This is a genomic window from Bacillus sp. CCNWLW194, from assembly GCF_037120585.1.
Lineage (GTDB): Bacteria > Bacillota > Bacilli > Bacillales > Bacillaceae_G > Bacillus_A > Bacillus_A basilensis.
The window spans coordinates 112,025-137,612 of the sequence record NZ_JBBBBL010000010.1; the positions used below are offsets into that span (position 1 = coordinate 112,025).

13 protein-coding genes and 1 pseudogene are annotated in these 25,588 nt (G+C 35.2%); 6 read left to right on the forward strand and 8 right to left on the reverse strand.

Going from position 1 to position 25,588, the window contains the following annotated elements:
- Positions 1-27 precede the first annotated feature (27 nt).
- Together V7S50_RS22025 and V7S50_RS22030 are read right to left on the reverse strand one after the other, a co-directional pair.
- A pseudogene (locus V7S50_RS22025) lies at positions 28-1,310 on the reverse strand (acetyl-CoA C-acetyltransferase).
- A 9-nt stretch (positions 1,311-1,319) separates the two neighbouring features.
- On the reverse strand, positions 1,320-3,431 hold the full coding sequence (locus V7S50_RS22030; protein ID WP_063222533.1) for a heterodisulfide reductase-related iron-sulfur binding cluster: 2,112 nt from the start codon (positions 3,429-3,431) through the stop codon (positions 1,320-1,322).
- A gap of 307 nt (positions 3,432-3,738) precedes the next feature.
- On the opposite strand from V7S50_RS22030, the gene cls reads away from it, so the two are divergent.
- The 3 genes from cls (at position 3,739) to V7S50_RS22045 (ending at position 8,710) form a co-directional block, all read left to right on the forward strand.
- Positions 3,739-4,932 carry a cardiolipin synthase gene (cls, locus tag V7S50_RS22035; RefSeq protein WP_242254194.1) on the forward strand — a complete coding sequence of 398 codons (1,194 nt, stop codon included), beginning with the start codon at positions 3,739-3,741 and terminating at the stop codon, positions 4,930-4,932.
- A gap of 20 nt (positions 4,933-4,952) precedes the next feature.
- Positions 4,953-5,906 (forward strand): UV DNA damage repair endonuclease UvsE, encoded by a 954-nt coding sequence (gene uvsE, locus V7S50_RS22040; RefSeq protein ID WP_242254192.1) that lies wholly within the window; start codon positions 4,953-4,955, stop codon positions 5,904-5,906.
- A gap of 125 nt (positions 5,907-6,031) precedes the next feature.
- Positions 6,032-8,710, forward strand: coding sequence for a DUF4084 domain-containing protein (locus tag V7S50_RS22045; protein WP_242254190.1), 2,679 nt, complete (start codon positions 6,032-6,034; stop codon positions 8,708-8,710).
- A 16-nt stretch (positions 8,711-8,726) separates the two neighbouring features.
- Here the strand turns inward: V7S50_RS22045 and V7S50_RS22050 are convergent, their stop codons facing one another.
- Together V7S50_RS22050 and V7S50_RS22055 are read right to left on the reverse strand one after the other, a co-directional pair.
- Positions 8,727-8,864, reverse strand: coding sequence for a quorum-sensing peptide PapR (locus V7S50_RS22050; protein WP_063222537.1), 138 nt, complete (start codon positions 8,862-8,864; stop codon positions 8,727-8,729).
- An 83-nt stretch (positions 8,865-8,947) separates the two neighbouring features.
- Entirely contained in the window at positions 8,948-9,811 is an 864-nt protein-coding gene (locus V7S50_RS22055; protein ID WP_063222538.1) for a helix-turn-helix domain-containing protein, read from the reverse strand.
- A gap of 342 nt (positions 9,812-10,153) precedes the next feature.
- On the opposite strand from V7S50_RS22055, the gene V7S50_RS22060 reads away from it, so the two are divergent.
- Positions 10,154-10,525 (forward strand): bacillolysin, encoded by a 372-nt coding sequence (locus tag V7S50_RS22060; RefSeq protein WP_313897241.1) that lies wholly within the window; start codon positions 10,154-10,156, stop codon positions 10,523-10,525.
- Between the two features lie 12 nt (positions 10,526-10,537).
- Here the strand turns inward: V7S50_RS22060 and V7S50_RS22065 are convergent, their stop codons facing one another.
- The 4 genes from V7S50_RS22065 to V7S50_RS22080 are packed head-to-tail and all read right to left on the reverse strand — an operon-like array spanning position 10,538 to position 13,901.
- Complete coding sequence (locus V7S50_RS22065; protein ID WP_000619254.1) at positions 10,538-11,140, reverse strand: response regulator transcription factor; 603 nt, start codon at positions 11,138-11,140, stop codon at positions 10,538-10,540.
- Positions 11,137-12,267 carry a sensor histidine kinase gene (locus tag V7S50_RS22070; RefSeq protein ID WP_242254188.1) on the reverse strand — a complete coding sequence of 377 codons (1,131 nt, stop codon included), beginning with the start codon at positions 12,265-12,267 and terminating at the stop codon, positions 11,137-11,139. The genes V7S50_RS22065 and V7S50_RS22070 overlap by 4 nt, the downstream gene beginning before the upstream one ends.
- A complete protein-coding gene (locus V7S50_RS22075; protein WP_242254186.1) occupies positions 12,268-13,002 on the reverse strand; it encodes an ABC transporter permease in 735 nt (244 codons plus the stop codon). It abuts the gene before it with no gap.
- The gene (locus V7S50_RS22080) at positions 12,999-13,901 is read right to left on the reverse strand and encodes an ABC transporter ATP-binding protein (protein ID WP_242254184.1); all 903 of its coding nucleotides are present in this window, start codon (positions 13,899-13,901) and stop codon (positions 12,999-13,001) included. The genes V7S50_RS22075 and V7S50_RS22080 overlap by 4 nt, the downstream gene beginning before the upstream one ends.
- Positions 13,902-14,058: 157 nt before the next feature.
- Between V7S50_RS22080 and map the strand changes: the two genes are divergently transcribed.
- Together map and V7S50_RS22090 are read left to right on the forward strand one after the other, a co-directional pair.
- A complete protein-coding gene (gene map / locus V7S50_RS22085; protein WP_242254182.1) occupies positions 14,059-14,853 on the forward strand; it encodes a type I methionyl aminopeptidase in 795 nt (264 codons plus the stop codon).
- Between the two features lie 727 nt (positions 14,854-15,580).
- Complete coding sequence (locus V7S50_RS22090; RefSeq protein ID WP_242254180.1) at positions 15,581-25,339, forward strand: SpaA isopeptide-forming pilin-related protein; 9,759 nt, start codon at positions 15,581-15,583, stop codon at positions 25,337-25,339.
- The last annotated feature ends 249 nt before the right edge of the window (positions 25,340-25,588 follow it).

Genomic DNA, 25,588 nt, shown 5'->3' on the forward strand with positions numbered 1-25,588 from the left:
AATAAACTATATACCTTCTAATCTTAATTAGTGAACTTCAATCATCACTGCATCGCCTTGACCACCACCGCTACAAATAGAAGCAATTCCAATTCCGCCGCCGCGCTGCTTCAGTGCATGAATAAGTGTAACGATAATGCGCGCACCGCTTGCTCCAATCGGATGCCCCATTGCCACTGCGCCGCCATTTACATTCAGTTTTTCTGGATCAATCCCTGCGATTTCTGTACTTGCAATCGCTACCGCTGCAAATGCTTCATTAATCTCGAATAAATCAATGTCTTCAATTGTCTTGCCTGTTTTTTTCAACAATGCATTAATTGCATAACCTGGCGTTCTTGGGAAATCTTTAGATTCCACCGCAATTGCTGTATGCGCCAAAATTGTCGCTAACGGCTTTCTTCCTTCTTGCTTCGCTCTGTCTTCGCTCATTAGTACAAGTGCAGCACCACCATCGTTTAGTCCTGGCGCATTACCAGCCGTCACCGCCGCTTTCTTATCAAATACAGGTTTTAGTTTCGCTAATTTTTCAACCGTTGTATCTTCACGCGGTGCCTCATCCTTTGCAACAACAATAGGATCGCCTTTTCTTTGCGGAATCGTTACGGGTACAATTTCCTCTTCAAAACGTCCTTCTTTATGCGCTGAAACCGCGCGTTGATGGCTACGATATGCCCATTCGTCTTGCGCTTCGCGAGAGATCCCATCTTCCTTCGCAACTTCTCCGCCATAAACGCCCATGTGTATCCCTGAAAATGCGCATGTTAAACCGTCTGCCACGTTTAAATCGATAACTTCGTTGTTACCCATTCTGTATCCCCATCTTGCCCCACGCAAAATGTAAGGACTGTTACTCATTGATTCCATTCCACCAGCTACAATCAGTGATTGATCACCAGTACGAATAATTTGATCCGCTAACGTAACCGCACGAAGCCCTGAAGCACAAACTTTATTCACTGTTTCCGTCTGCACTTCCCAAGGGATTCCAGCAGCTCTCGCAGCTTGACGCGATGGAATTTGCCCCTGTCCGCCTTGAATAACCGTTCCGAATATAACCTCCTCAACATCACTAGCAGAAACATTTGCTCTTTCAAGCGCCGCTTTAATCGCAATTCCTCCAAGTTCTGTTGCTTTTACGTCTTTTAAAGATCCTCCAAATTTCCCAACCGGTGTTCTTGCAGCACTTAAAATAACTGTTTTACTCATGTCTATTTCCCCCATTTTTTTATTAGCGCTGAGCGCTCGCTCGGTATTCTTACGTTGAGAAGAGGTGCAATCATTGCACCTCTCTCTAAATTTGTATACATGCTTGCAGATTACATTGCTTCTTTCTTCTGTCCGATAACAGAGCGTTCTAAAATCTCTGTTACATCAAGAGTTTGAACCTTCTCTTCTACTTCTTTCGCTTTCGTCCCATCACTAATCATCGTTAAGCAATATGGACAACCTGTACCGATAATGGATGGTTGCACAGCTAATGCTTGTTCTGTACGAGCAACGTTAATACGAGAACCTGCCGTTTCCTCCATCCACATTAAGCCACCACCTGCGCCACAACACATTCCCGTTTCACGGTTACGTGCCATTTCCACAAGATTCACGCCAGGAATCGCTTTCAAAATATCACGTGGTGCTTCATATACTTCGTTGTATCTTCCTAAATAACAGGAATCATGGTACGTAACTGTTTCCTCAATAGCGTGAACAGGTTTTAAGCGTCCTTCTTTCACCCACTGAGCTAACAGTTCTGTATGATGATAGACTTCTGCTTGCAAGCCAAAGTCTGGATACTCATTTTTAAATGTGTTATAAGCATGAGGGTCAATCGTAACGATTTTCTTCACTCCTGCTTTTTCAAATTCTTCAATATTCTTTGTCGCCATCTCTTGGAATACAAATTCATTTCCAAGGCGGCGCGGTGTATCTCCAGAGTTCTTTTCTTTATTACCGAGAATCGCGAATGAAATGCCTGCCTCGTTCATTAACTTTGCAAACGATATCGCAATCTTTTGACTACGATTGTCGTATGATCCCATCGAACCAACCCAGAATAAATATTCAAACTCCTCGCCAGCTTTCGATTTTTCTTTTACAGTTGGAACTGTTACTTCATCGTCACCTTGGCGCCATGTTTCACGCTCTTTACGGTTTAGACCCCACGGATTCCCTTGACGCTCGATGTTCGTCATCGCACGCTGCGCTTCCGCGTCCATCTTTCCTTCTGTTAAAACGAGATAGCGGCGTAAATCAATAATTTTGTCAACATGCTCATTCATAACCGGACACTGGTCTTCACAGTTACGGCAAGTTGTACATGCCCAAATCTCTTCTTCTGTAATAACATCTCCGATTAAACTCGGATCGTAAGCGAGTGCTGTAGCTGCTGATTCTTGCTGCCCTTTCCCAGCTGCCATCATCGCTAACTGATTTCCTTGTGTATTATTAAAAGCAACTACTGGAACCCACGGTGCTTTTGACGTTACAGCCGCTCCTTTATCAGTTAAATGATCGCGAAGTTTTAAAATTAAATCCATCGGCGATAACATTTTTCCTGTTCCTGTTGCCGGACACATATTTGTACAACGACCACACTCTACGCAAGCGTATAAATCAATAAGCTGATTTTGTCTAAAGTCTTCAATTTTACCGACACCAAATGTTTCTTGTGTTTCATCTTCAAAGTCAATTTTTTCAAGTTTCCCTGGATTTGAAAGACGACCGAAGAATACGTTAGCTGGTCCTGCAATTAAATGCGCGTGTTTTGATTGTGGTACGTACACTAAAAACGTTAACAAAATTAGTAGATGCACCCACCAAGAGAAATAGAACACAGAAATGGCTACGGTTTCATTTATCCCTGAGAAAACGTAAGCGATTGCAGAAGCGATTGGTTCACTCCATGAAAGCTCCTCGCCGTGCCATATAATTCCCATCCCATTACCGAGTAGCACAGAAATCATTAAGCCACCAATAAAGATAAGAACAAGGCCTGATTTGAAATTACGTTTTAAACGAACTAGCTTCTCGACATAACGTCTATGAAAAGCCCAAAAGACTGCAATTAAAATAACAAGTGTGACAATTTCCTGGAAGAATGTAAATGCAGGGTATAGTGGTCCAAGTGGAAGATGTGATCCTGGTGCGAGTCCTTTCCAAACGAAGTCAATTGCTCCAAATTGGACAAGAATAAATCCATAAAAGAACATAACGTGAATAATGCCGCTCTTCTTATCTTTCAGCAGCTTTTTTTGACCGAAAACATTGACCTTAAGAAGATCCCAACGCTCTTTAAAACGACGGTCAAATTCAATCTTTTTTCCTAACTGTATGTAGGCCATCCTCGTTCGTATAAGATATACAAACAAATATCCCGCATAAGCAATAACAGCAATGGCAGCCAGCCAATTAATGATCAGTAAGCTATTCATTTTTATGCTACCCCTCTCTTTGTAAGCCCTCTTTCTTTTTTTAGAATCTTCGAAAACATATAATTTTCTGAATTTTTCCCCTACCTTTATTATATAATGAGTGAGCATTCAGTCAACAGTTTTTTGTTATACAACAACATATTTTTTCATAAAGCTGTTTATTTCGGTGAAACTATAAAGTGAAACTTTAATGAGTAAGAAGCTATTCATTCCCTACTCATTATTAGCCCGCAAATAACGGGATAAAGTGTAAGTATGATTTATACACAACTGATGGTGAAAAGACCGTGAAGGAGGGAATTTACTCATGTTCTTCTTATCTCTCTTGTTAATAGGCAGTGCTCTGTGGATTGTAATCGACCTTTCTTATGGGAGAATTGTTCATTTAAAGCGTGTACATTCTCGTTCTTTCCCTTTACGTCAAAGTGATTTTCACCTTTATACATACGGAAAAGATTTGTATGACGCCCTATTTACTGATATAAAACAGGCGAAACGCCATGTGCACGTTTTGTTCTTCATTGTAAAAAACGATAAAATCAGTCGTGAATTTTTAAAGTTACTGATCGATAAGGCAAAGGAAGGAATTGAAGTAAGACTTTTACTCGATCGATTGGGAAGCCACTATTTATCAAACGAGGCAATTCGCTCCCTGCAAAAACATGGTATCTCTTTTTCATTTTGTCACAAAGTAAAGTTTCCTTTACCTTTCTTCTCTGCAAATCAAAGAAACCATAGAAAAATTACAGTCATTGACGGAAAAATTGGTTATATCGGAGGATTTAATATTGGTGAAGAGTATTTGGGACATAATGAACGATTAGGATTATGGAGAGACTATCATTTACGTCTTACAGGCGAAGGAGTACAAGATTTACAAAAACAATTTTTACATGACTGGTTTGATGATACAAACCAAAATTTATTGAATGCTTCTCTTTATTTTCCGAAACAGCAACCCGGCACTATCCAACATCAATTTATTCCGACTGATGGTGCGTATTTACAACATACTTTTTTACATTTAATTGAAGGGGCAAAAAAGGAACTCTTTATCGGTACACCCTATTTCATTCCGGGAAAAAAAATTATGAATGCATTATTAAAAGCACGCAAACGTGGGGTTCAAATTACGATTCTCGTTCCAGAAAAAGCTGATCACGCCCTTGTTCGAGAAGCGAAGTTCCCATATTGCCGAAAGTTAATACGAGCCGGGTGTAATATTTACGCATTTCAACAAGGTTTTTTTCACGCTAAAGTTATTATAGTGGATGATTATATTTGTGATATCGGAACTGCAAACTTTGATATGAGAAGTTTATATATTAACCATGAAATCAACTGCATTTTATATGATAAACATTTTATACAAGCAGTAAAAAGCAAATTCCATGAAGATCTAGAAAACGCGTCATTACTTTCCTTTGAAGATGTTAGCCCACTTTCTCTTATTGATAGAGGAAAAGAATGGATAGGAACGATACTTGCTTTCTTCCTATAAATAAAAGAGGTGTATTCATTATGATTATGCGGTTCGGATATGTCTCACATGCAATGGCACTCTGGAACTGTTCTCCGGCTAAAACGATGACATTTACAAGCTTTCAAAAGCTCAGTAAACAAGAGCGAGAAGATAAATTATACGATGTTACAAGGCAGAATCTTGAGCATACAATACGTATTCTTCATTACAATATAGCGCATGAAATCCCATTATATCGCATGTCATCTTCCATTGTCCCGCTTGCAACACATCCCGAAGTCGAGTTTGATTATATCGGGACATTTACACCGCTTTGGCGTAAAATCGGGGCATTAATTAAAGAACACAATTTACGAGTAAGTTTTCATCCAAATCAATTTACCCTATTCACAAGCGACAAGCCACATATTACAACTAACGCTATTACAGATATGACCTATCATTATAAGGTATTAGATGCAATAGGAATTGCAGATACTTCTTATATTAACATCCATGTAGGTGGTGCCTATGGAAATAAAGAAAAAGCAATTGGACGTTTCCATGAAAACATAAAAAAACTTCCTGCACATATAAAAAAGCAAATGACACTTGAAAACGATGATAAAACATATACAACTGCTGAAACTTTATCTATTTGCCAAAAAGAAAAGATCCCTTTCGTATTTGATTATCATCATCACATGGCAAACCTTTGCGAGGAACCGCTAGAAGTGTTACTTCCTGCAATTTTTGAAACTTGGTCACATACAAATATCCCTCCTAAAGTTCACATTTCCTCCCCTAAATCCAAAAAAGAATTTAGGGCTCACGCTGAATATATTGATTTAGAGTTTATTAAGCCTTTCTTACACATTGCTAAAAAAAACAATCATAATTTCGATATTATGATTGAAAGTAAACAGAAAGATTTAGCAATGTTGCAATTCATACATGAATTATCCTCTATAAGAGGGATAAAAAGAATAAAAAGCGCAACGCTACAATGGTAAATTGTAATGTTGTGCTTTTTTTTAAAAAAGTAATTCTTATAGTAAAAATGTTCCTATTTTATATGCTATTATTTAAATTAGCATTTTCCCCCTGAGATTCAACTTTATTGAAACGGAGTCATAATATGATTAATCAAAAAAAATATGTACAATTTGTCATAATTTATATTTGTATATTTTCTCTTTGGATATTCTTTATTCCAAATGAGTGGAATATAAAAGAAATTGGAATCCTTTTCTTATTTTGTTTTGCTGCAATCTTTTCTTGTTATTGCTCATATAAAGCAATTAAGAAGATGAAACGCGGTGATAAATTATTTTGGGTGTTATTATTATGCACTTGCCTATGTGGATTGGCTATGGAGATAACTTTATTTCTTCATTCACTTTCTATATGTAATCAAGTCATATTCTCATATGAGGCACTACCTTTTTTCATCATACAATATATTTTACTCTTTTCTGGCTTTGCTATAAAGTTCATAAAACATTACTCTATTAGAGGCCTTGCCCAATTTTCATTCGATAGTATCTTTATCGTTATTATGAATATTTATTTTACCTTAACTTTTATTTTGGACCTTTCAAGCTTCAATATGCTAACAAAGGGTACGTGGGTTTTAATCGGATACTTTATCGCACAATCATTAGTAATTTACGCCGTTATTAGCCTATATAGAAGAGAACAATATTCTTCTAGTAGAATTTCATTAATTATTGGTTTTACTATCATTCTCGTTTACGGATATATACAGTTGTTCCAGTTAAACATAGGAATGCAAACTTCTGCTGAAGTCTCTTATTTAATACATACCGCTTCAATTTTATTAATTGGTTTGTCGTCCATACTATATATTTTAGATAAACCAATACAGCATGAAACGAAAACAAAATATTATCGATTTGATTATGTGCGCTTTATATTACCTTATTTTAGTATAATCATTACTTTTTCTTTTATTCTCTTTCAACCTTGGGATGATAAGTTCATGTTAATCGGTCTAGTATTATCACTCATCTTATTATTCCTACGACAACTTTACATGTGGAAAGATAATAAAGTATTAATCGATACATATGAACAGCTGACTACACAACTAGAAGATGAAGTTGAAGAAGGTGCATTTGCATTATCCAAAAGTGAACAACGCTATAAATCTTTATTTGAAGATCATCCCGATGCTGTTTTCTCTTTAAATATGAATGGTATTTTCCAACAATCTAATACAGCTTGTGAAAGCTTATTTACTGCCTACTATTGTGAAGTAGAAAGCTACTCCCTTTTACACTTTATTGATCCAAAAGACCATGATTTACTACAGAAAGCTTTACAAATAACAAAAGAAGGTAGACCACAAACCTTAGAAGTTCGCACAAAAGAAAAAGAAGGCTATTACTATTATCTTCACATTACACTCATCCCTATTTTCATAAACAAAGAAGTTGTTGGGATGTTCGGCATAGCACGTGATATTACAACTTTATATGAAAAACAAAAACAAGTAGAACATTTAGCCTTTCATGATGCACTTACTGGATTACCAAATCGTCGAAAGTTTGAAAAGGATTTAAAAGACATTTTAAACACAGCTCAAACTAGTGCAAATGATGTTGCCATCATGTTCCTTGATTTAGATCGATTCAAAAAAATTAACGATAGACTTGGTCACGACGTCGGAGATTTATTATTAATTGAAGTAGCAAAAAGGTTACGCAGTTGCTTGCGTTCAAAGGATGTCGTTGCTCGCCAAGGCGGAGATGAGTTTACAATTTTATTACCAGATATGTACTCAGAAAAGAGTGCAATATTTATAGCTGAACAGATTTTAACCATTTTAAACAAACCATTCTTCATTAAAGATGAAGAATTGTCTATTACACCAAGTATCGGAATTGCAATGTACCCTGATTATGGAACAGATGTAACAGAATTAATGAAAAATGCTGATATGGCTATGTATCGCGCGAAAGCAAATGGAAAAAACAGATTCGTTTTCTTCTCAAAAGAAATGAGTATTGCTCAAAATGAGAGTAACTTCTTAGAAGGAGAACTTTCAAAAGCATTACAACAAAATGAATTTTTCCTTGAATACCAGCCACAAGTAAGCACAAAAACAAAACAAATTATCGGCTTTGAAGCATTAATTCGTTGGAAACATCCAAAACTCGGTATCGTATCCCCTGCCCAGTTCATTCCGCTAGCGGAGGAAACCGGATTTATTATTGAGCTTGGAAATTGGATTTTACGTACCGCCTGCTTAGAGGCAAAAAGGTGGCATAATCAAGGTTTTTCTCACTTGAAAGTTGGTGTGAATTTATCTGTTGTTCAATTTAACCATGCAGATTTAATCCCAACCATTTCAAAAGTATTAGAAGAAACAGAGCTAAAACCAGAAGCATTAGATATTGAAATTACGGAAAGTATCGCAATTAATCAAAATCAATCTGTAGTTGCAAAGTTAGAACAGCTTCAAAATCTCGGTATTCAAATTTCAATCGACGACTTTGGAACTGGTTATAGTTCTTTAGCTTATTTAACAAAATATCCAATTAACACATTAAAAATTGCTCGAGAATTTATTTGCGGCATTACAACTAGCCCTTTAGAGGAAGCGATTATTTCTTCTATTATTACACTATCAAAAGAACTACATTTAGAAGTTATTGCGGAAGGTGTAGAGACCGAGGAACAATGGAAGTTTTTATATGAGCAAAACTGTGACAACATTCAAGGGTTCTTTATTAGCAAGCCTGTTTCTAGTAAAGATGTTTGGAGGTTACTCCACAAAAAAACAACCGTCTAAGTAAGACGGTTGTTTTTTAATGTTCAAACGGTATATCACGAGCTAATTGTACTTGATCTTGCTGATTTATTAGCACTTGCTCTTGACTTACTCCAAAGGCAATACCAGACAACATTGCAACGGCTACTAAACTACAAACAAGAAATTTCTTCATATTTATCACCCTATGTTTTTTCTTGTAAATATATCACAAAAATATACTTGTAAAATATGCAAATATGCATATCGGAACCAACCTTAATTTAAATATTTCTTTTTCTTTAATACAGCCGCTTTATATGAATGCAAATCTAATAAATCAAAGAATAAAGAAGCTTTTTCATAAACTTCTTTAATTTCATTTGATGCATAATCTAATTTCTCCAGACACTCACCCTTTTGGTAATATAAATGCCCAATTAACTCCATACTTCCTATATGACAGGAAGTCTCAATTGCTTCATTCAATTGATATAGTGCATCTTCAAAATGATTACTCAAACATAAAGCTTTTGCATAGTTATATCGAACTTTAACTATAAATACTTGATTATTGTTAAATGATTCTAACTGTTTTAAAATTTCTCGGAATAGTGTCATTGCTTTGTCCAATTGATCGTTTTCTGCATAAATGATTGCAATAGAATTTTCAATATATAAATCTTGAAATACATCTACCCCTCCATATGATTGATGTACAATTTTTTTTAACTCTAAAATACAATATTCAAAATCGAGTTTCTTCAAAACATATGCAGATAAGTAATAGTACCAAAGAAGAAACTGATTAAATTCTGGATGGGATTTTTCTTTCTTAAGTTCATTTGAAACAATTTTATAAATTTCATCATATTTTTTTTTCTTGCTCAATACTTGAATTCGATCTTTAAACTGCTTTTTCCTCTCAATATCAGAATAAATGAGTACCTCATAAAAATGAGTAATGGGAACTTGTAATTTTGCTGCAATACCTTGCAATATATCCATACTTGGGTATACTGCGCCTGCTTCAATTCTGCTCACTTCCGATTGATGACATATGTTATCAGACAACTGTTTTTGTGTTAATCCTCTCATCACCCTAATTTTCTTTATTTCATTTCCTAATTTTTCTGCGTTCATACTTACTCACCATCCCATTATAACAATCTAATTTTTTGAGTTGTCATACCACTACAATAATGTGAATTCGACAATTTTTGATATGAAATAATGCATAATATATATAAAATTCGGCAAATTTTTCATACAATCCATCTCACATAATATAATAGACTAGTAATTTTATAGATAAATTATAGAAAATTTGCCCGTGCTTTCGTTACATTCGGTCTTCTTTATCCTTTATCAGCAGAAGCTATTCATGCCCAAGAATTAAATAAAAATGAAGTGAAAGTTGAAATTGCTCAGCCTGGTTTAACAATTGGGAAATTAACAGAACCTCAAAATGATACGAAAGAAAATATTGCGAAAAAGTATTTAAAAGGTGAGGTAAACGGGGCTAAAGCTCAACAAGAACAAGTCACTACTGAAAAAAATGTAGATTTCCAACCTACAAATAAAGAAACAAAAGAAAATCAAACCGAAGTTCGCCCTGCACAAACTTACAAAAACTATAAAGTATATGGCCAAAATCTCATTGTAAAAGTAGATAAAAATGGAGTAATCACAACTGTTAGTGGTAAAGTTGTTCAAAATTTAGATCAACAACCTAATCTTACTATAACAAATTTTTTGTCGAAAAATGAAGTGAAATCTAAATTACGCGATATAGTTCAAATTCTAGGTGATGCAACCGAGACGGAATTACAAGAAAAAGAAGTTTACCACTCATAGGTAAACTTCTTTTCATATCCATCCCTTTTCTTCCGCAATTGTAATTGCCTCAATTCTATTTTTCGCATCAAGCTTCGTTAATACTTCAGAAATATAATTACGTACTGTACCAGGTGAAAGATAAAGTGCCTTCGCAATTTCATTTGCCGTCTTTCCTTCTTTCGCAAGTAACAATACTTCTTTTTCGCGATCCGATAAAGGATTTTGCTCCTGCCATAAGCCGAACATTAAATCTTGAGAGATCTCCCGTTTTCCTTTCATTACATTGCGAATTGATGCGGCTAAATCTTCACTTGGGCTATCTTTTAATAAATATCCGTGCACCCCAGCTTTCATTGCTCGTTCAAAATATCCAGGGCGCGCAAATGTTGTTAAAATCATTACTTTGCATGCTGATTTTTCTTTCTTTAATGTTTCCGCAACATCTAATCCACTTTGAATTGGCATTTCAATATCCATAATGCTTACATCAGGCTTTAACGATTCAATTAGTTTTAGCGCCTCTTCCCCGTTCGCAGCTTGCCCAATTACTTCAATATCATCTTCTAGATCAAGCAGGGCCCCTAATGCACCACGAAGCATCCGTTGATCTTCTGCAATAATAATTCGAATCATACCCTCACCTCATCTTTTCCTGTTCGAATAACAACTGGAACTTTTACTGTTAATAGTGTCCCTGGATTAATCGTACCCATTTCAACAAATCCATCAATAAGAGCGATTCGCTCTTTCATGCCACGAATGCCATTTCCATCATGGTTTTGATCTGCTAAGCCAATTCCGTTATCTTCTACTATCAAAATTAATTCGCCTTGTAATTCTAGTACAGAAACTGTGCAACGCGTTGCCTTACTATGCTTTACAACATTTGTCACAGCCTCACGTAAACACATTCCTAAAATATTTTGTTCAATGGGTGATAACGAACTCGCACTCGTTTCTTGTTTGATCTCTAATCCAATATTAGCAGCTTGTAAGATTGCTTTTATTTGCTCAAGCTCTTCTTCTACTGTAATCATGCGCATATCAGAAATTAATTCCCTTAGCTGCTTTAAAGCGGTACGAGATGTTTGTGTAATTTCCTTCGCTTCCGCACTTGCACGCTCCGGATTTTTTACAATTAACTTCTCCACAAGCTGACTTTTTAAAGTAATGAGTGATAACGTGTGCCCTAACGTATCATGAAGATCCCTTGCAATCCGCTGCCGTTCTTCACGTTTTACTAAGTCTTTAATTTGTTCATTCGCTTCATTTAATTGATTTCTTAACATCTTTTTCTGATTAAAGTTGCGCATACCAAATGGTGTAAGAAGCATTAAAATAAACATTGGAACAATATTTACTAAACTTGTAGTCGTTAGTTGATTCATATTTACAAATAAAAATGCCCCAAGCATTATAACTAACAAACATAATAGTACTCGAAATACTTTCTTATTTGGCGTAAATCCCATCGCACTTGCCGTGAAAAAACCAAAGAATATCATGAAAGGATTGTAAAATAAAGCAAATAAAAAGATGAGTATCATTTGGATACATGCCCAAAAAACAAACGTCCTCTGCACAAAATAAAGCTGACGGTATGTGATGATAAAAACTATCAACATACCGCTTCCCATTACAAGCTTCCACCCTGATGCCTGCGCTAAATGGTAAATTGGAAATAATAGATAAACAAACCACATATACGGGAAGAAACCCATATGTTTCGGAAAAATTTCAATCCTCTTCTTCTCTATCATTTATACCGCTTCCTGTCCTTTTCTTATATATATTGATATTACAACAAATATAAGGAAATAACCTCCTAATACCGCGATATTTTCCCAACCAACTGATTTTCCAGCTACAATATCCCATGCACCGCTTCCAAAGTGGTATGTTGGTGTCCATTCACCGATAGATCTTAATATTTTCGGGAATACTTCAATCGGCATCCATAGACCACCAAGAATTGCTAAACACATATTTAAAATGTTTGCTAATCCTGCTGCTGCATCAACCTTTTTAATAGAACCGACTATCGATCCAAGCGCTAAAAATGGTGTTACACCTAGTAATAGCCATAAACCAGCGCCTATCCATTGACCAAACGTTAACTGAACATCATTAATTAAAATACCTGCTATAAAAATAACTACGATTGAAAATACATTTACTACTGTTTGTGAAACAATTTTTGCAGAAATATATGCCCCTTCTGGCAAAGGTGTGATTCTCAACAGTTGTGCCCACCCTTTTTGTCTTTCCTCAGAAAGACGAACACCGAAGCTAAAAAGTGCCGTTCCAATAATACTGAATGAAGTCATAGAAATTAAATAGTGAGCTTTCCATTCATTCCCGTTCTGTGGCACTTGAACAACATTTGTGAAAATATAGTAAAACATAACTGGCATTAATAATGAAAAAAAGATAAATAATTTATTGCGAAACGTACGTAATATCTCCATCTTACATTGCATCAAAAACGCTCTCATGCGATTTCCCCCTTCTGATTTGAGACAAATTGTTCAAATGCTTCATCAAGACTTCCACGTTCAACTGAAACATCTGTTACAGGTAAATTCTTTTGATAAATCGCCTTTAAAGTTGCATCTGTATCTTCAGTTGTTAAAGTGAAGTGCCCTTCGTTTGACTGTACTTCTGTTACATATGGTAATTCCTTTAGCAATCTTGTAGGAATACTTTCCTTCGAATAAAACGTAATTGTTTTTCGCGAAATCGTCGCCTTCATCTCATCCGGTGTACCATCTGCGATAATCTTTCCGTTCGCAAACAATAAAATACGATTCGCCAACGCATCCGCTTCTTCTAAATAGTGCGTCGTTAAAATAATCGTTTTCCCTTCACTTGCTAACTTTCGAATTGTTTCCCAAAATGTTCTTCGAGACGTAATATCCATTCCAACTGTCGGTTCGTCTAAAAATAGTAAATCCGGATTTCCCGCAAGTGCGAGCGCAAAGTTCAATCTTCTTTTTTGCCCACCTGATAATTTCTCACATCTTTGCTTTCGCTCCGATTTTAAATTTGATAACTGTAGTAACGTTTCTTTCGCTACCGGATTCGTATAATAGCTACGGAATAACTCAATTGCCTCTTCGACTGTAATGCTATCAATGACACTTACTTCTTGTAGCATCGCGCCGAGGCTATTACGAACATCTCTATGTTTTGGACTCTTTCCAAATATAGAAACAGTTCCTTCCGTCGGATCCTTTAATCCAAGCATCATCGACATCGTCGTCGTTTTCCCTGCACCATTCGGTCCAAGCAGTGCTACGATCTCTCCTTTATTCACATGAAATGAAACGTTATTTACTGCGTTTTTATGTTTAAATGTTTTAGAAACACTATTTACTTCAATAATCTTTTCCATCTCTCCACCCCCGCTGTTTCTTATATTTACATTGTATTATTTGGAAAACTTAGGAAACAGTATGATGCGTCATAACATCGATATGACAATTGTCATGTATTCCTTATGAGACGAATCCCCCCGCATACTGCAAGCGAGTAGCAGGACGAAAATAAACATGATACAATCGGGTAAGATATATATTCGAGGAAGGACAGTGGTTTTCATGATTATTCGTAATGAACAAGATTTAGAAGGCTTACGAAAAATCGGCCGCATCGTTGCGCTTGCACGTGAAGAAATGAAAAAACAAGCAAAGCCAGGCATGACAACGAAAGAGCTAGATTTGATTGGTAAAAAAATATTAGATGAGCATGGTGCTATTTCTGCACCTGAAAAAGAATATGATTTCCCTGGCGTAACTTGCATCAGTGTAAACGAAGAAGTTGCTCACGGTATTCCCGGAGATCGTGCATTAAAAGAAGGCGACCTTGTAAATGTCGACGTATCTGCTGCACTTGATGGTTATTATGCAGATACAGGTATTTCATTTGTACTTGGAGAAGATGAAGCAAAAGAAAAGCTTTGCCAAGCAGCTGTTGATGCATTTTGGGCAGCAATGAAAAAAGTTAAAGCTGGTTCAAAACAAAACCAAATTGGGCGTGCTGTTTCAAACTTTGCACATAAAAATGGATACAATGTGATTCAAAACTTGACTGGTCACGGTATTGGTCTGAGCTTACATGAAGCACCAAATCACATTTTAAGCTACTTTGATCCAATAGATAATGCGCTTCTAAAAGACGGTCTTGTGATCGCTGTAGAACCATTCATTTCTATGAAAGCTGATCATATTATCGAACGTGGCGATGATGGTTGGACATTCGTTACACCTGATAAAAGCCTTGTTGCACAATGTGAACATACAGTTGTCGTAACTCGCGGCGAACCGATTATTTTAACAGAAATATAAAAAAGAACCGCTTCTTAGTAAGAAGCGGTTCTTTTTACATACTTTTTCGAAAAGAAGCAATACGGTTGAACTCTTTTACATTTACATATATAATTTTTAACGAAGGTTATTGATGATTATCTCTTATAAAAGATGATCAAGGGAGTACCTTCTTTTTTTATTTAACAGCATCGATTAAAGTAATGCGTTCTATTTATCATAAAACGCTATCTTCGCTTTAATCTACGAATTGTATACTCTTTTAGGCAGTACATATTTTCTTCATCCTGACCAAATTCAAGCTACATTTTATTACTACCTCAATATGAAAGAATTTTTTACAACAGGATACATTATTTTGGTTAGCATGTATCGTAAAACGATCCTTTATAACGATTCTTTGCACATTGCAAGAATACAAATCATTATAAAATAGTTTAAGTATTTTACTGCATATTTTTTGTGTGTACCTATTTTATAAAGAACCACATAACAAGTCACATCCTATAAAGGTCTGATATCATTCCTTATCAGTATTCCATTCGACATTTTTTGTCGAAATTTGTATATTCACTCCCTATATTATTAGAATATGCATTTATTTTACGTTACAAAGCATCGAATATGAACACCTTTCCTAGAGAGTATACGTAGTAAAGGAGGCATTACGTAAAGCACATTGATCCATGACAAACAATCCCTTCACAAAGCATTTTTATGCAATAAAAGGATTCATAAAGGAGGCACAATGAAAAAACTTTTCAATATATGTTTAATTGTATTTGTACTATTTTCGCAGCTTGCTAGTTTCCCATACAATCAAGTAAAAGCGGAAACCTTAACGGGGAATTCATTATTTGACACTGTTGAAATGAAAGATGCAACGGATCATATTATTGACGAAGCAAAAAATCCTAACAACTTAATAAAGATAGGATCAACTATTCAAGTAGAATATGCTTGGTCAATAAAGGATCAACAAGTTGTACATGCAAACGATACAGCAGTAATTCAAATACCACTTGCATTAAAAGTATCTAAAGATGTGCAAGGAGATTTAGTAACAGATCAAAAAAATATTGGTCAATATTTTATAACAGCTAAAGATAATAAATTAAAACTAATATTTAATGATCAAGTAGAAAATTCTAAAGATACTAAAGGAAAAATTAAAATTGATACTGTGTTTAACCCAACTTTAAAAACTGAAGAAAAATCAGTTCAAATCGCTTTTCCTTTAGGAACACTGGTTCAGCCTATAACAGTTCCTATTCAAGTAGAAGATTCTAAAGAAGATGGCACCAAACAGGATTCTAATAAACAAGTGCAAGATCGAGTAGCTAAACCTGTTACCGATAATCCTGAGCAAGATTCAGCAACTAAACCTGCTACTGACGATCCGGAACAAAATCCAGTAACTAAACCTGTTACTGATAATTCTGAGCAAGATTCAGCAACTAAACTTGCTACTGACGATCCGGAACAAAATCCAGTAACTAAACCTGTTACTGATAATCCTAAGCAAGATTCAGTAACCAAACCTGCTACTGATGATCCAGAACAAAACCCAGCAACTAAATCTGCTACTGACAATCCAGAACAAAAGCTAGCAAGCGATCCTGCTGAGAATACAAATTCAGGTCCAAAGCAAATAACAACAAACATTTTAACGGGTGTAAAGTTGACGGACAAAGACGGAAAACCATTTACAAAGGATAACCGTCCAAGTACAGATTCCCCTGCCAATATTGAGTTTACATGGGAACTTTTAAAATCAATGAATGTGAAAAGCGGAGATTACTATATTTTTGATCTTCCTAAACACTTTAAGATTTACAATACGATTAACAGTCCTTTATACGATAGTGAAAACAATCCAATTGGTAATTTCACCGTTACAAAAGATGGAAAAGTCACGATGACATTCAACGATTATGTTGAGGAACATCCAGATGTTGTTGGTAACCTACAATTAAAAACAGAATTTAATAAAGCTGAAATTAAAGGTACAACAACACAAGAAATTCCTTTCCCAATTAAAGATAAAGATGTTTCTATTACAGTTGACTTTAAGCCTAATGTACAAACAACTACGAATAAAAAAGGGTTACCTGATAGACCAATTAATACAAATGAAATTAATTGGACAGTAGAGATGAACAAAACGAAAGACACTCTTAAAAACGCTGTTTTTAAAGATAACATCCCACAAGGTACAAGTTTAAATAAGGATTCTATTAAAGTTTATTATTTAGAAGTTGATGTTAACGGGAACGCAACACGTGGTAAAGAAGCTGATCCAGCAGATTACAAAATTATTTCATCAGATGGTTCAAAATTGGAGATTGCTTTTAAAGATTCTATTAAAGAAGCATATCAAATCGAATATGTCACAAAAATCACTGATGAAAACGTAAATAGCTTCCATAATAACGTTACGATAACGAGTGATAATCAAGAGCAACAAAAAGCAAGCTCTACTGTAACAGTCTCTCGTGGTACACATTTAAACAAAACAAGTAAATATGATCCAAAGACCCAAATAATTGAATGGACAATTACTTACAACGGTGATCAAAGAAATATCAAAAAAACAGATGCACTTTTAAAAGATATTTTTGACGATACACATGAACTAGATGTAAATTCTATCATTGTGAAAAACGCTTCATACGATGATAAAGGAAGGCTTGTAACAGGAGATGCTGTTAATAATTACACTGTAAGTAACAAGAAGAATGGATTCGATTTACAGTTTAATGAAGATATTAATAGTGCTTATGTAATTACCTATAAAACAAAGCCAACTAATAATGTCATAAAAGATGGAAAAATAAAGAATACAGTTACAGCTGATAATGGCTCAAGTAAAGAAAATGAGGCTGGCTTCCAGCAGCAAAATATTATTAAATCTAATAATAAAGCTGAAACAAATTATAAAGACAAAACAACAACCTGGACAATTACGGTAAATAATAACAACTATCCATTAAACAACGCGATCATTACGGATACCTTTGACCATGGTGGATTACAATTAAAAGATAAAAAACTAGAAATTAAAGATGGAGATTATACCCTTCAAGCTGGGACTGATTATGTTTTAGATGTAACAGATAAAGGTTTCACAATTACCCTTATAGATACATATCAGTCTAATATGACAAAGACATTAGTCGTAAAATATACGACAGACTTTGACTATACAAAATTAGAAAGTGGTGAAACTTCATTTAAAAATACAGGTAATCTATCTTGGATAGACGCAGGGTCCAATCCACAATCAAATAAAGTTGAAGCGGACTTTGATCCTGATACTTTCACAAAGGCGAATGGATATAAATATGGTTCTTATAACGCCCAAACGAAAGAAATCACTTGGATAATAGGTTTTAATTATAATAATGTTGAGATTAAAGATCCATATGTTATAGACGTAATACAAGATAAACAAAAGTTAGTACCAGGATCCATTGAAGTGCGCCATATGATTTTAAATGGAAGCCCGGATAATGCAAGACCTGGTGATGCAGTACCAATTGAGCAGTATGAGCTTGAAGAACCTACAGATAAAAATAAAAACACCCTACAGGTTCATTTCAAACAATCAATTAATTCACCTTACTATATTATCTTTAAAACAAGCCTCGATGGTGAACTTATCCAAGGCACCTACAAAAACGAGGCAGAGTTAAAAGATGGCTCTAAAATTGTAAATACTCTTAAAGGTGACGCTCAAGTAAATAAAGGTGGCAGCTTCGTTACTAAAAAAGCTGTGCAAGACGACAACTATATTAATTGGAGTATTGCAATTAACGAAAGCCAATCCACCATTGCAGACGCAGTTGTAACAGACGATCCAACAGACAATCAGGTACTTGTGGCAGATTCATTCCACTTATACCCTACAACTGTTGATCCATATGGAAATTTAACAAAAGATACAGCAAATGAATTAAAACAAGGAACAGACTATAAGTTAACGATCACAACAGACAATAATACTGGAAAGCAACATTTTGAAATTGCTTTCTTGAAGAAAATTGATCGAGCTTATATTTTAGAATATCGCTCACTTATTAATGCAGACGATAAAGAAAAAGTGAGTAATAAAGCAAAAATCGCTGGCAATCAGTTAACAGTTAAAAATACAGAAACTGTTGAAACGATTGAGGTGAGAATGTCTTCCGGTTCGGGTGGAGGATCTGCTACTAAAGGGCGCGGAAACCTTGAAATTATAAAGGTAGATAACGACAATAAGAAAGTACCATTGTCCGGGGCAGAATTTACTTTATACGATCGTACAGGAAAAACCGTTATCCGTGAAATAACAACAGACAAAGATGGTATTGCTAAGTTTAATAACTTAAAGCGTGATAAATATTTATTAAAAGAAACAAAAGCTCCTGAGGGCTATGTAATTAGCTGGGATTTAAAACAGGGAAAAATTGTTGAACTTGGTTCACAAGAGACTACAACATATAAACTTGTAAATAAGAAATTTGTCGGTAAAGTAGTTTTAACAAAGTCTGATGACCTGAATAAAAACGTAACACTGCAAGGTGCCGTTTTCACACTACTTGATAAAGACAAAAAAATAATTTCAGAACACGAAAAATTAACAACAAATAACAAAGGACAAATTACTATAGATAATTTAAAGCCAGGAACTTACTATTTACAAGAAACAACTGCTCCTGAGCATTATAAATTAGAAAGTACACTTATTAAATTTACAATCAAAGAAGATCAAACGACTGTAATAAACCGAACTGCAACAAACAGCTTGATTCCAGGATCGGCCATTTTAACAAAAGTCGATAAAGACGGAAAAACTTTAGCAGGTGCGGAGTTCAGTGTACGAGATCAATATAACAATGTAATTCGTGGATATGAAAAATTAGCGACAAATGATCAAGGACAAATTGAAGCAAAAGATTTACGTCCTGGGGACTATCGATTTGTTGAAGAAAAAGCACCTAAAGATTACGACATAGATAAAAAACCAATTGAGTTTACAATTGTAAAAAGTCAAAAGAAAGCAGTTACTGTTACTGCGACGAATCACCTCATTAAAGGTGGCGTCACTTTAACAAAAACTGATGATATCGACGGTACAGCTCTTGAAGGTGCTGTATTTAAAATTGTTGATGCTAATGATGAAAAGAAAGTCATTCGCGAAAATGTAAAAACTGGTGCGGATGGTAAAGTAACTGTTAAAGACTTAGAGCCTGGCACGTATAAATTTATTGAAACAGAATCTCCTAAGGATTATGTGTTAAATGCAAATCCTATCGAGTTTACAATCGATAAAAGCCAACAGTCTTTTGCTACTGTTACAGCAACAAACAGTTTAAAAACCGGAGAAGTGGAATTATTAAAAGTTGATGAGTTTGGTGAGAAAAAGCCGCTAGAAGGTGCTGTATTCAAACTTGTCGATGCTAATAATAATGAAGTTCCCCCTCACACTAACTTAATTACCGATAAAAAAGGGGAATTTAAAGTTAGTAATTTACGTCCTGGTACGTATAAATTTATTGAAACAGCTGCTCCTGAACATTACGTTTTACGAGCAGAACCTATTGAATTTACAATCAATAGAAGTCAAAAAGAAACTCTACTTGTGAAAGCTGAAAATGCTTTAAAACCAGGAGATGTTGAATTAACGAAAGTTGATGATATCGATGGTACAGCTCTTGAAGGTGCTGTATTTAAAATTGTTGATGCTAATGATGAAAAGAAAGTCATTCGCGAAAATGTAAAAACTGGTGCAGATGGTAAGGCTATCGCTACTGGTTTACGCCCTGGCGATTATAAATTTATCGAAGTAACAGCACCGAAGTATTACGATAAAAATACACAGCCTATCGAGTTCACGATTAAAGAAAGTCAAGGAACTTCACCAATTACTGTTACGGCTAAAAATAGCTTAACAAAAGGCGGTATTGAATTAACAAAAGTGAATGCTGCAGATGAAAAGGAAACACTTGAAGGTGCAGTATTTAAAATCGTTAATAGAGATACGAATGAAGATGCTCGTACGGAACTTGTTACGAATAGTAACGGAATGCTAGTTGTTGACGACTTACGTCCCGGTAACTATAAACTTATCGAAACAAAGGCTCCAACTTATTACGATGTAAATGTAGAACCTATTGAATTTACAATCGAAAAAGGACAACAAAAACTTCTTCCACTTACATTTAAAAATAGTTTAACGAAAGGAAAAGTTAAACTTATTAAAGAAGATGATGTGGAAAGTAGTATCGCTCTTGCCGGCGCAGTGTTCACATTACAAGACGCAACTGGTAAAGAAATTGCGAAAGATTTAAAAACAGATGATTACGGAGTAATAGTTATTCCTGATTTAGCACCAGGAGATTATCAATTTATTGAAACAGCTGCTCCTGAACATTATAAATTAGATCAAACACCTATTAAGTTCACAATTAAAAAAGGTAGCAAGGATGATCTTCCAGTCCCTGTCACTGTAACAAATAGTTTACTTACAGGTGGCGTTACTTTAACAAAAGTTGATGACATTGATGACGTTACTCTTGAAGGCGCAGAATTTATAATTGTTGATGCTCATGATACGACAAAGGTAGTTCGTAAAGGATTAACTACCGATGAACATGGTAAAGTTTCTGCTTCTGATTTACGTCCAGGTGACTATCAATTTATTGAAGTAAAAGCCCCAAAATACTATGACTTAAGGAAAGATCCGATTCCGTTCACTATCGGAAAAAGTCAAAAAGAAAATATTAACGTTACCGCTACTAACAGCTTAACGAAAGGTGGCGTCATTTTAACAAAAATTGATGACATCGATCGTACAATGCTGAAAAATGCAGTATTTAAAATTGTGGATATGGATGGTAAAGAAGTTCGCACAAACCTTATTACAGATGACAATGGTGAAATTTCTGTTTCTAATTTACGTCCAGGAGACTATCAGTTTATTGAAACAGCTGCTCCTGAACATTATGTGTTAGATGAGAATCCGATTCCATTTAAGATTGAACGAAACCAAACGAAAAAGATTCCTGTTACAGGAAAAAATACTTTGAAAAAAGGTAGCGTTGAATTAACAAAAATTGACGATATTGATACTGATACAAAGCTGGCTAATGCTGTATTTGATTTATTAGATGCAGACGGAGAGGTAGTTAAAGAAGGCTTAAAAACAAATGATGACGGAAAAATTGTTGTTGAAAACCTACGTCCGGGTACGTATCAATTCGTTGAGACAATTGCTCCTGAACATTACGATTTAAATAAAAAACCGATTGAATTTACAATTAAGAAAAGCCAAACTGAAACTCTTCATATTACGGCTAAAAACGCTCTAACAAAAGGTGCAGTGGAACTTTCTAAAGTAGATGACATCGATGGCACTAAACTTGAAGGCGCAGTATTTAACGTCGTTGATATGAAGGGTACTGTAATTCATAAAGGCCTTGTTACAAATAGTAAAGGGAAAATTGAAGTTAACGACCTACGTCCTAGTGATTACCAATTCATCGAAACAGAAGCTCCTAAGCATTACGTTTTAGATGAAACACCAATCGATTTCACTATTGAAAAAGGACAGAAGAAAGCTATTTCTTTAACTGCTAAAAATAGCTTACAACAAGGTAGTATTGAACTAATTAAAGTAGATGATCTAAACGATCAAATGAAACTTTCTGATGCAGTATTTAATTTACTAGACCAAAACGGGAAAGTGCTTAAAACAGATTTAAAAACAAATAATGAAGGAAAAATCGTTGTTGAAAATTTACGTCCTGGCACGTATCAATTTGTCGAAACAACGGCTCCGAAACATTATGATTTAGACAAAAAGCCCATTATAGTTACAGTTGAAAAAAGCCAAAAAGATATTGCTACTGTTACTATGAAAAATAGTTTAACAAAAGGTGGCGTTGAACTTTCTAAAGTGGATGACGTCGACGGTACTACTCTTGAAGGCGCAGTATTTAACATTGTTGATATGAAGGGTACTGTAATTCATAAAGACCTTGTTACAAATGGTAAAGGAAAAATCGAAATTAACGACCTACGTCCGGGTGATTATCAATTCATCGAGACAAAGGCTCCAAAACATTACGATTTAAATAAAGAACCAATTCCTTTCACTATCGAAAAAGGACAAGCTGAACCGATTTCTGTTACTGCTAAAAATAGTTTAACAAAAGGTGCTGTAGAGCTTTCTAAAGTGGATGATATCGACGGTACAGCTCTTGAAGGTGCTGTATTTAAAATTGTTGATATGAACGGGAATGACGTTCGCATTGGCATTACGACAGATGCGAAAGGGAAAGTTTCTATTCCTGATTTACATCCTGGAGACTATCAATTTATTGAAACAACACCTCCTAAGCACTATAAACTAGATGCTACACCGATTAAATTTACAATTGAGAAAAGCCAAGCAGAGAAGTTACAAGTCACTGCTAAGAACAGCTTAATTGAAGGTGCTGTAGAATTAATTAAAGTTGATGATATAAATCTAGATACAAAACTTTCTGATGCAGTATTTAACATCATTGATGCGACAGGGAAAGTTGTTCGCACGAACTTAACTACTGATAAAGACGGGAAAGTTTCTGCTTCTAATTTACGACCAGGAGATTATCAATTCGTTGAAACGAAAGCTCCGAAACATTATGATTTAAATAAAACACCGATTCCTTTCACTATCGAGAAAAGCCAACCAACTCACGTTTCTGTTACTGCTAAAAATGGCTTAACTAAGGGTGGCGTTGAATTAACGAAAGTTGACTCTTTAGATTTGAAAGAAACGCTAGAAGATGCTGTATTTAAAATTACTGATATGAACGGTAATGATATTCGTACAAATTTAGTTACCAATAAAGACGGAAAAATCATCGCTAAAGACTTACAACCTGGAGACTATCAATTTATTGAAACGAAAGCTCCGAAACATTATGACTTAAATGAAAATCCTATTAAGTTCACAATTGAAAGAAGTCAAACAAAACACGTCTTCGTTACAGCTACCAACAGCTTAACGAAAGGTAGTGTGGAGTTAATTAAAGTTGATGATGTTGAAGAAAACACAACACTTGAGGGTGCGGTATTTAAAATTGTTAATAAGAATGGACACGACGTCCGTACTGATTTAACTACTGATAAAAACGGCCGTTTAGTTGTGGATGAATTACCGCCAGGAGACTATGAGTTTATCGAAACAAAAGCTCCTAATCACTATGACTTAAACGAAACACCTATTAAATTCACTGTTAAAAAAGGACAAGAAAAAATCGCTTCCGTTACTGCTACAAATAGCTTAATAACGGGCGCTGTTGAACTTTCTAAAGTGGACGATGTCGACGGTTCTGTTCTTAAAGACGCTGTATTTAAAATCGTTGATATGAACGGCAACGACGTTCGTTCTGATTTAACTACTGATAAAGATGGCAAAATTTCTGTTTCTGATTTACGTCCGGGAGACTATCAGTTTATTGAAACGAAGGCTCCGAAACATTACGATCTAAATCAAAACCCTATCAAGTTTACCGTTGAAAAGAGTCAAACGGCTACAGCTTCTGTTACTGCTATGAATAGCTTGACTAAAGGCGCTGTTGAATTAACTAAAGTCGACGACATCGACGGCTCTACTCTTGAAGGGGCTATCTTTAAAATCGTTGATATGAACGGCAACGACGTTCGTTCTGATTTAACTACTGATAAAGATGGCAAAATTTCTGTTTCTGATTTACGTCCAGGAGATTATCAGTTTATTGAAACGAAAGCTCCTACTGGATACGATTTAAGCACTAAGCCAATTCCTTTCAAAATTACGAAAGGACAATCTCAAGTTACTTCTGTTACAGCTTTAAATAGTTTAACAACAGGTTCAATGGAGTTAACTAAAGTTGATATTGATCACCATGGAACACTTGAAGGGGCCATTTTCAATATTTTAGATCAAGACGGAAAAGTAGTACGAGAAGGCTTAAAAACAGACGTGCATGGTAAATTAATCGTAAATGATTTGAAACCTGGTAATTATCAATTAGTGGAAACAAAAGCTCCTGAAGGCTATCAATTAGATGCATCACCAATAAGCTTTACAATTGAAAAAGCTCAAGTTGCCCCACTACAAATTACAGTTTCAAATAAAAAGATTGAGTCTTCATCAGGTGGGGATAATAAACCAATTACTCCTCCTAATAAAGAAGAGAAACCAGGTAAAGAAACTTCCGAAGAACTAAAAAACGGAAATCCTGAAACACATGGTAAAGAAACTTCTGAAGGACTAGAAAACGGAAATCCTGAAACACATGGTAAAGGAACTTCTGAAGGACTAGAAAACGAAAATCCTGAAACACAGGTAAATAAACAGCAAGATGAACGAAATACAGGTAAAGAACTTCCAAATACAGGTCATAAGAAAGATTCTATCCAAACAGTAGGTATCGTACTTCTACTAGCTGGATTGTTAAGTATTTTAGCTACAAAACGAAAAAAATATTATTAATAATTTTTCACACCCAATCAAATGAACATTTGATTGGGTGTTTTTTTATGCAAAAAAGAACGATACATAGGGTATCGTTCTTTTAACGGGGTGAGGCTGTCCAAAAGTACGGAAAACCTTTGAACAGCCTCGTATTTTCATATGGATGCCTTACATATATCACTGATGATAATTATGAAATGCGGAAACATATTTATCATCACATGATTCAAACACGAGAAAAGAAACCCTACAGTGGATTCTTTTCTC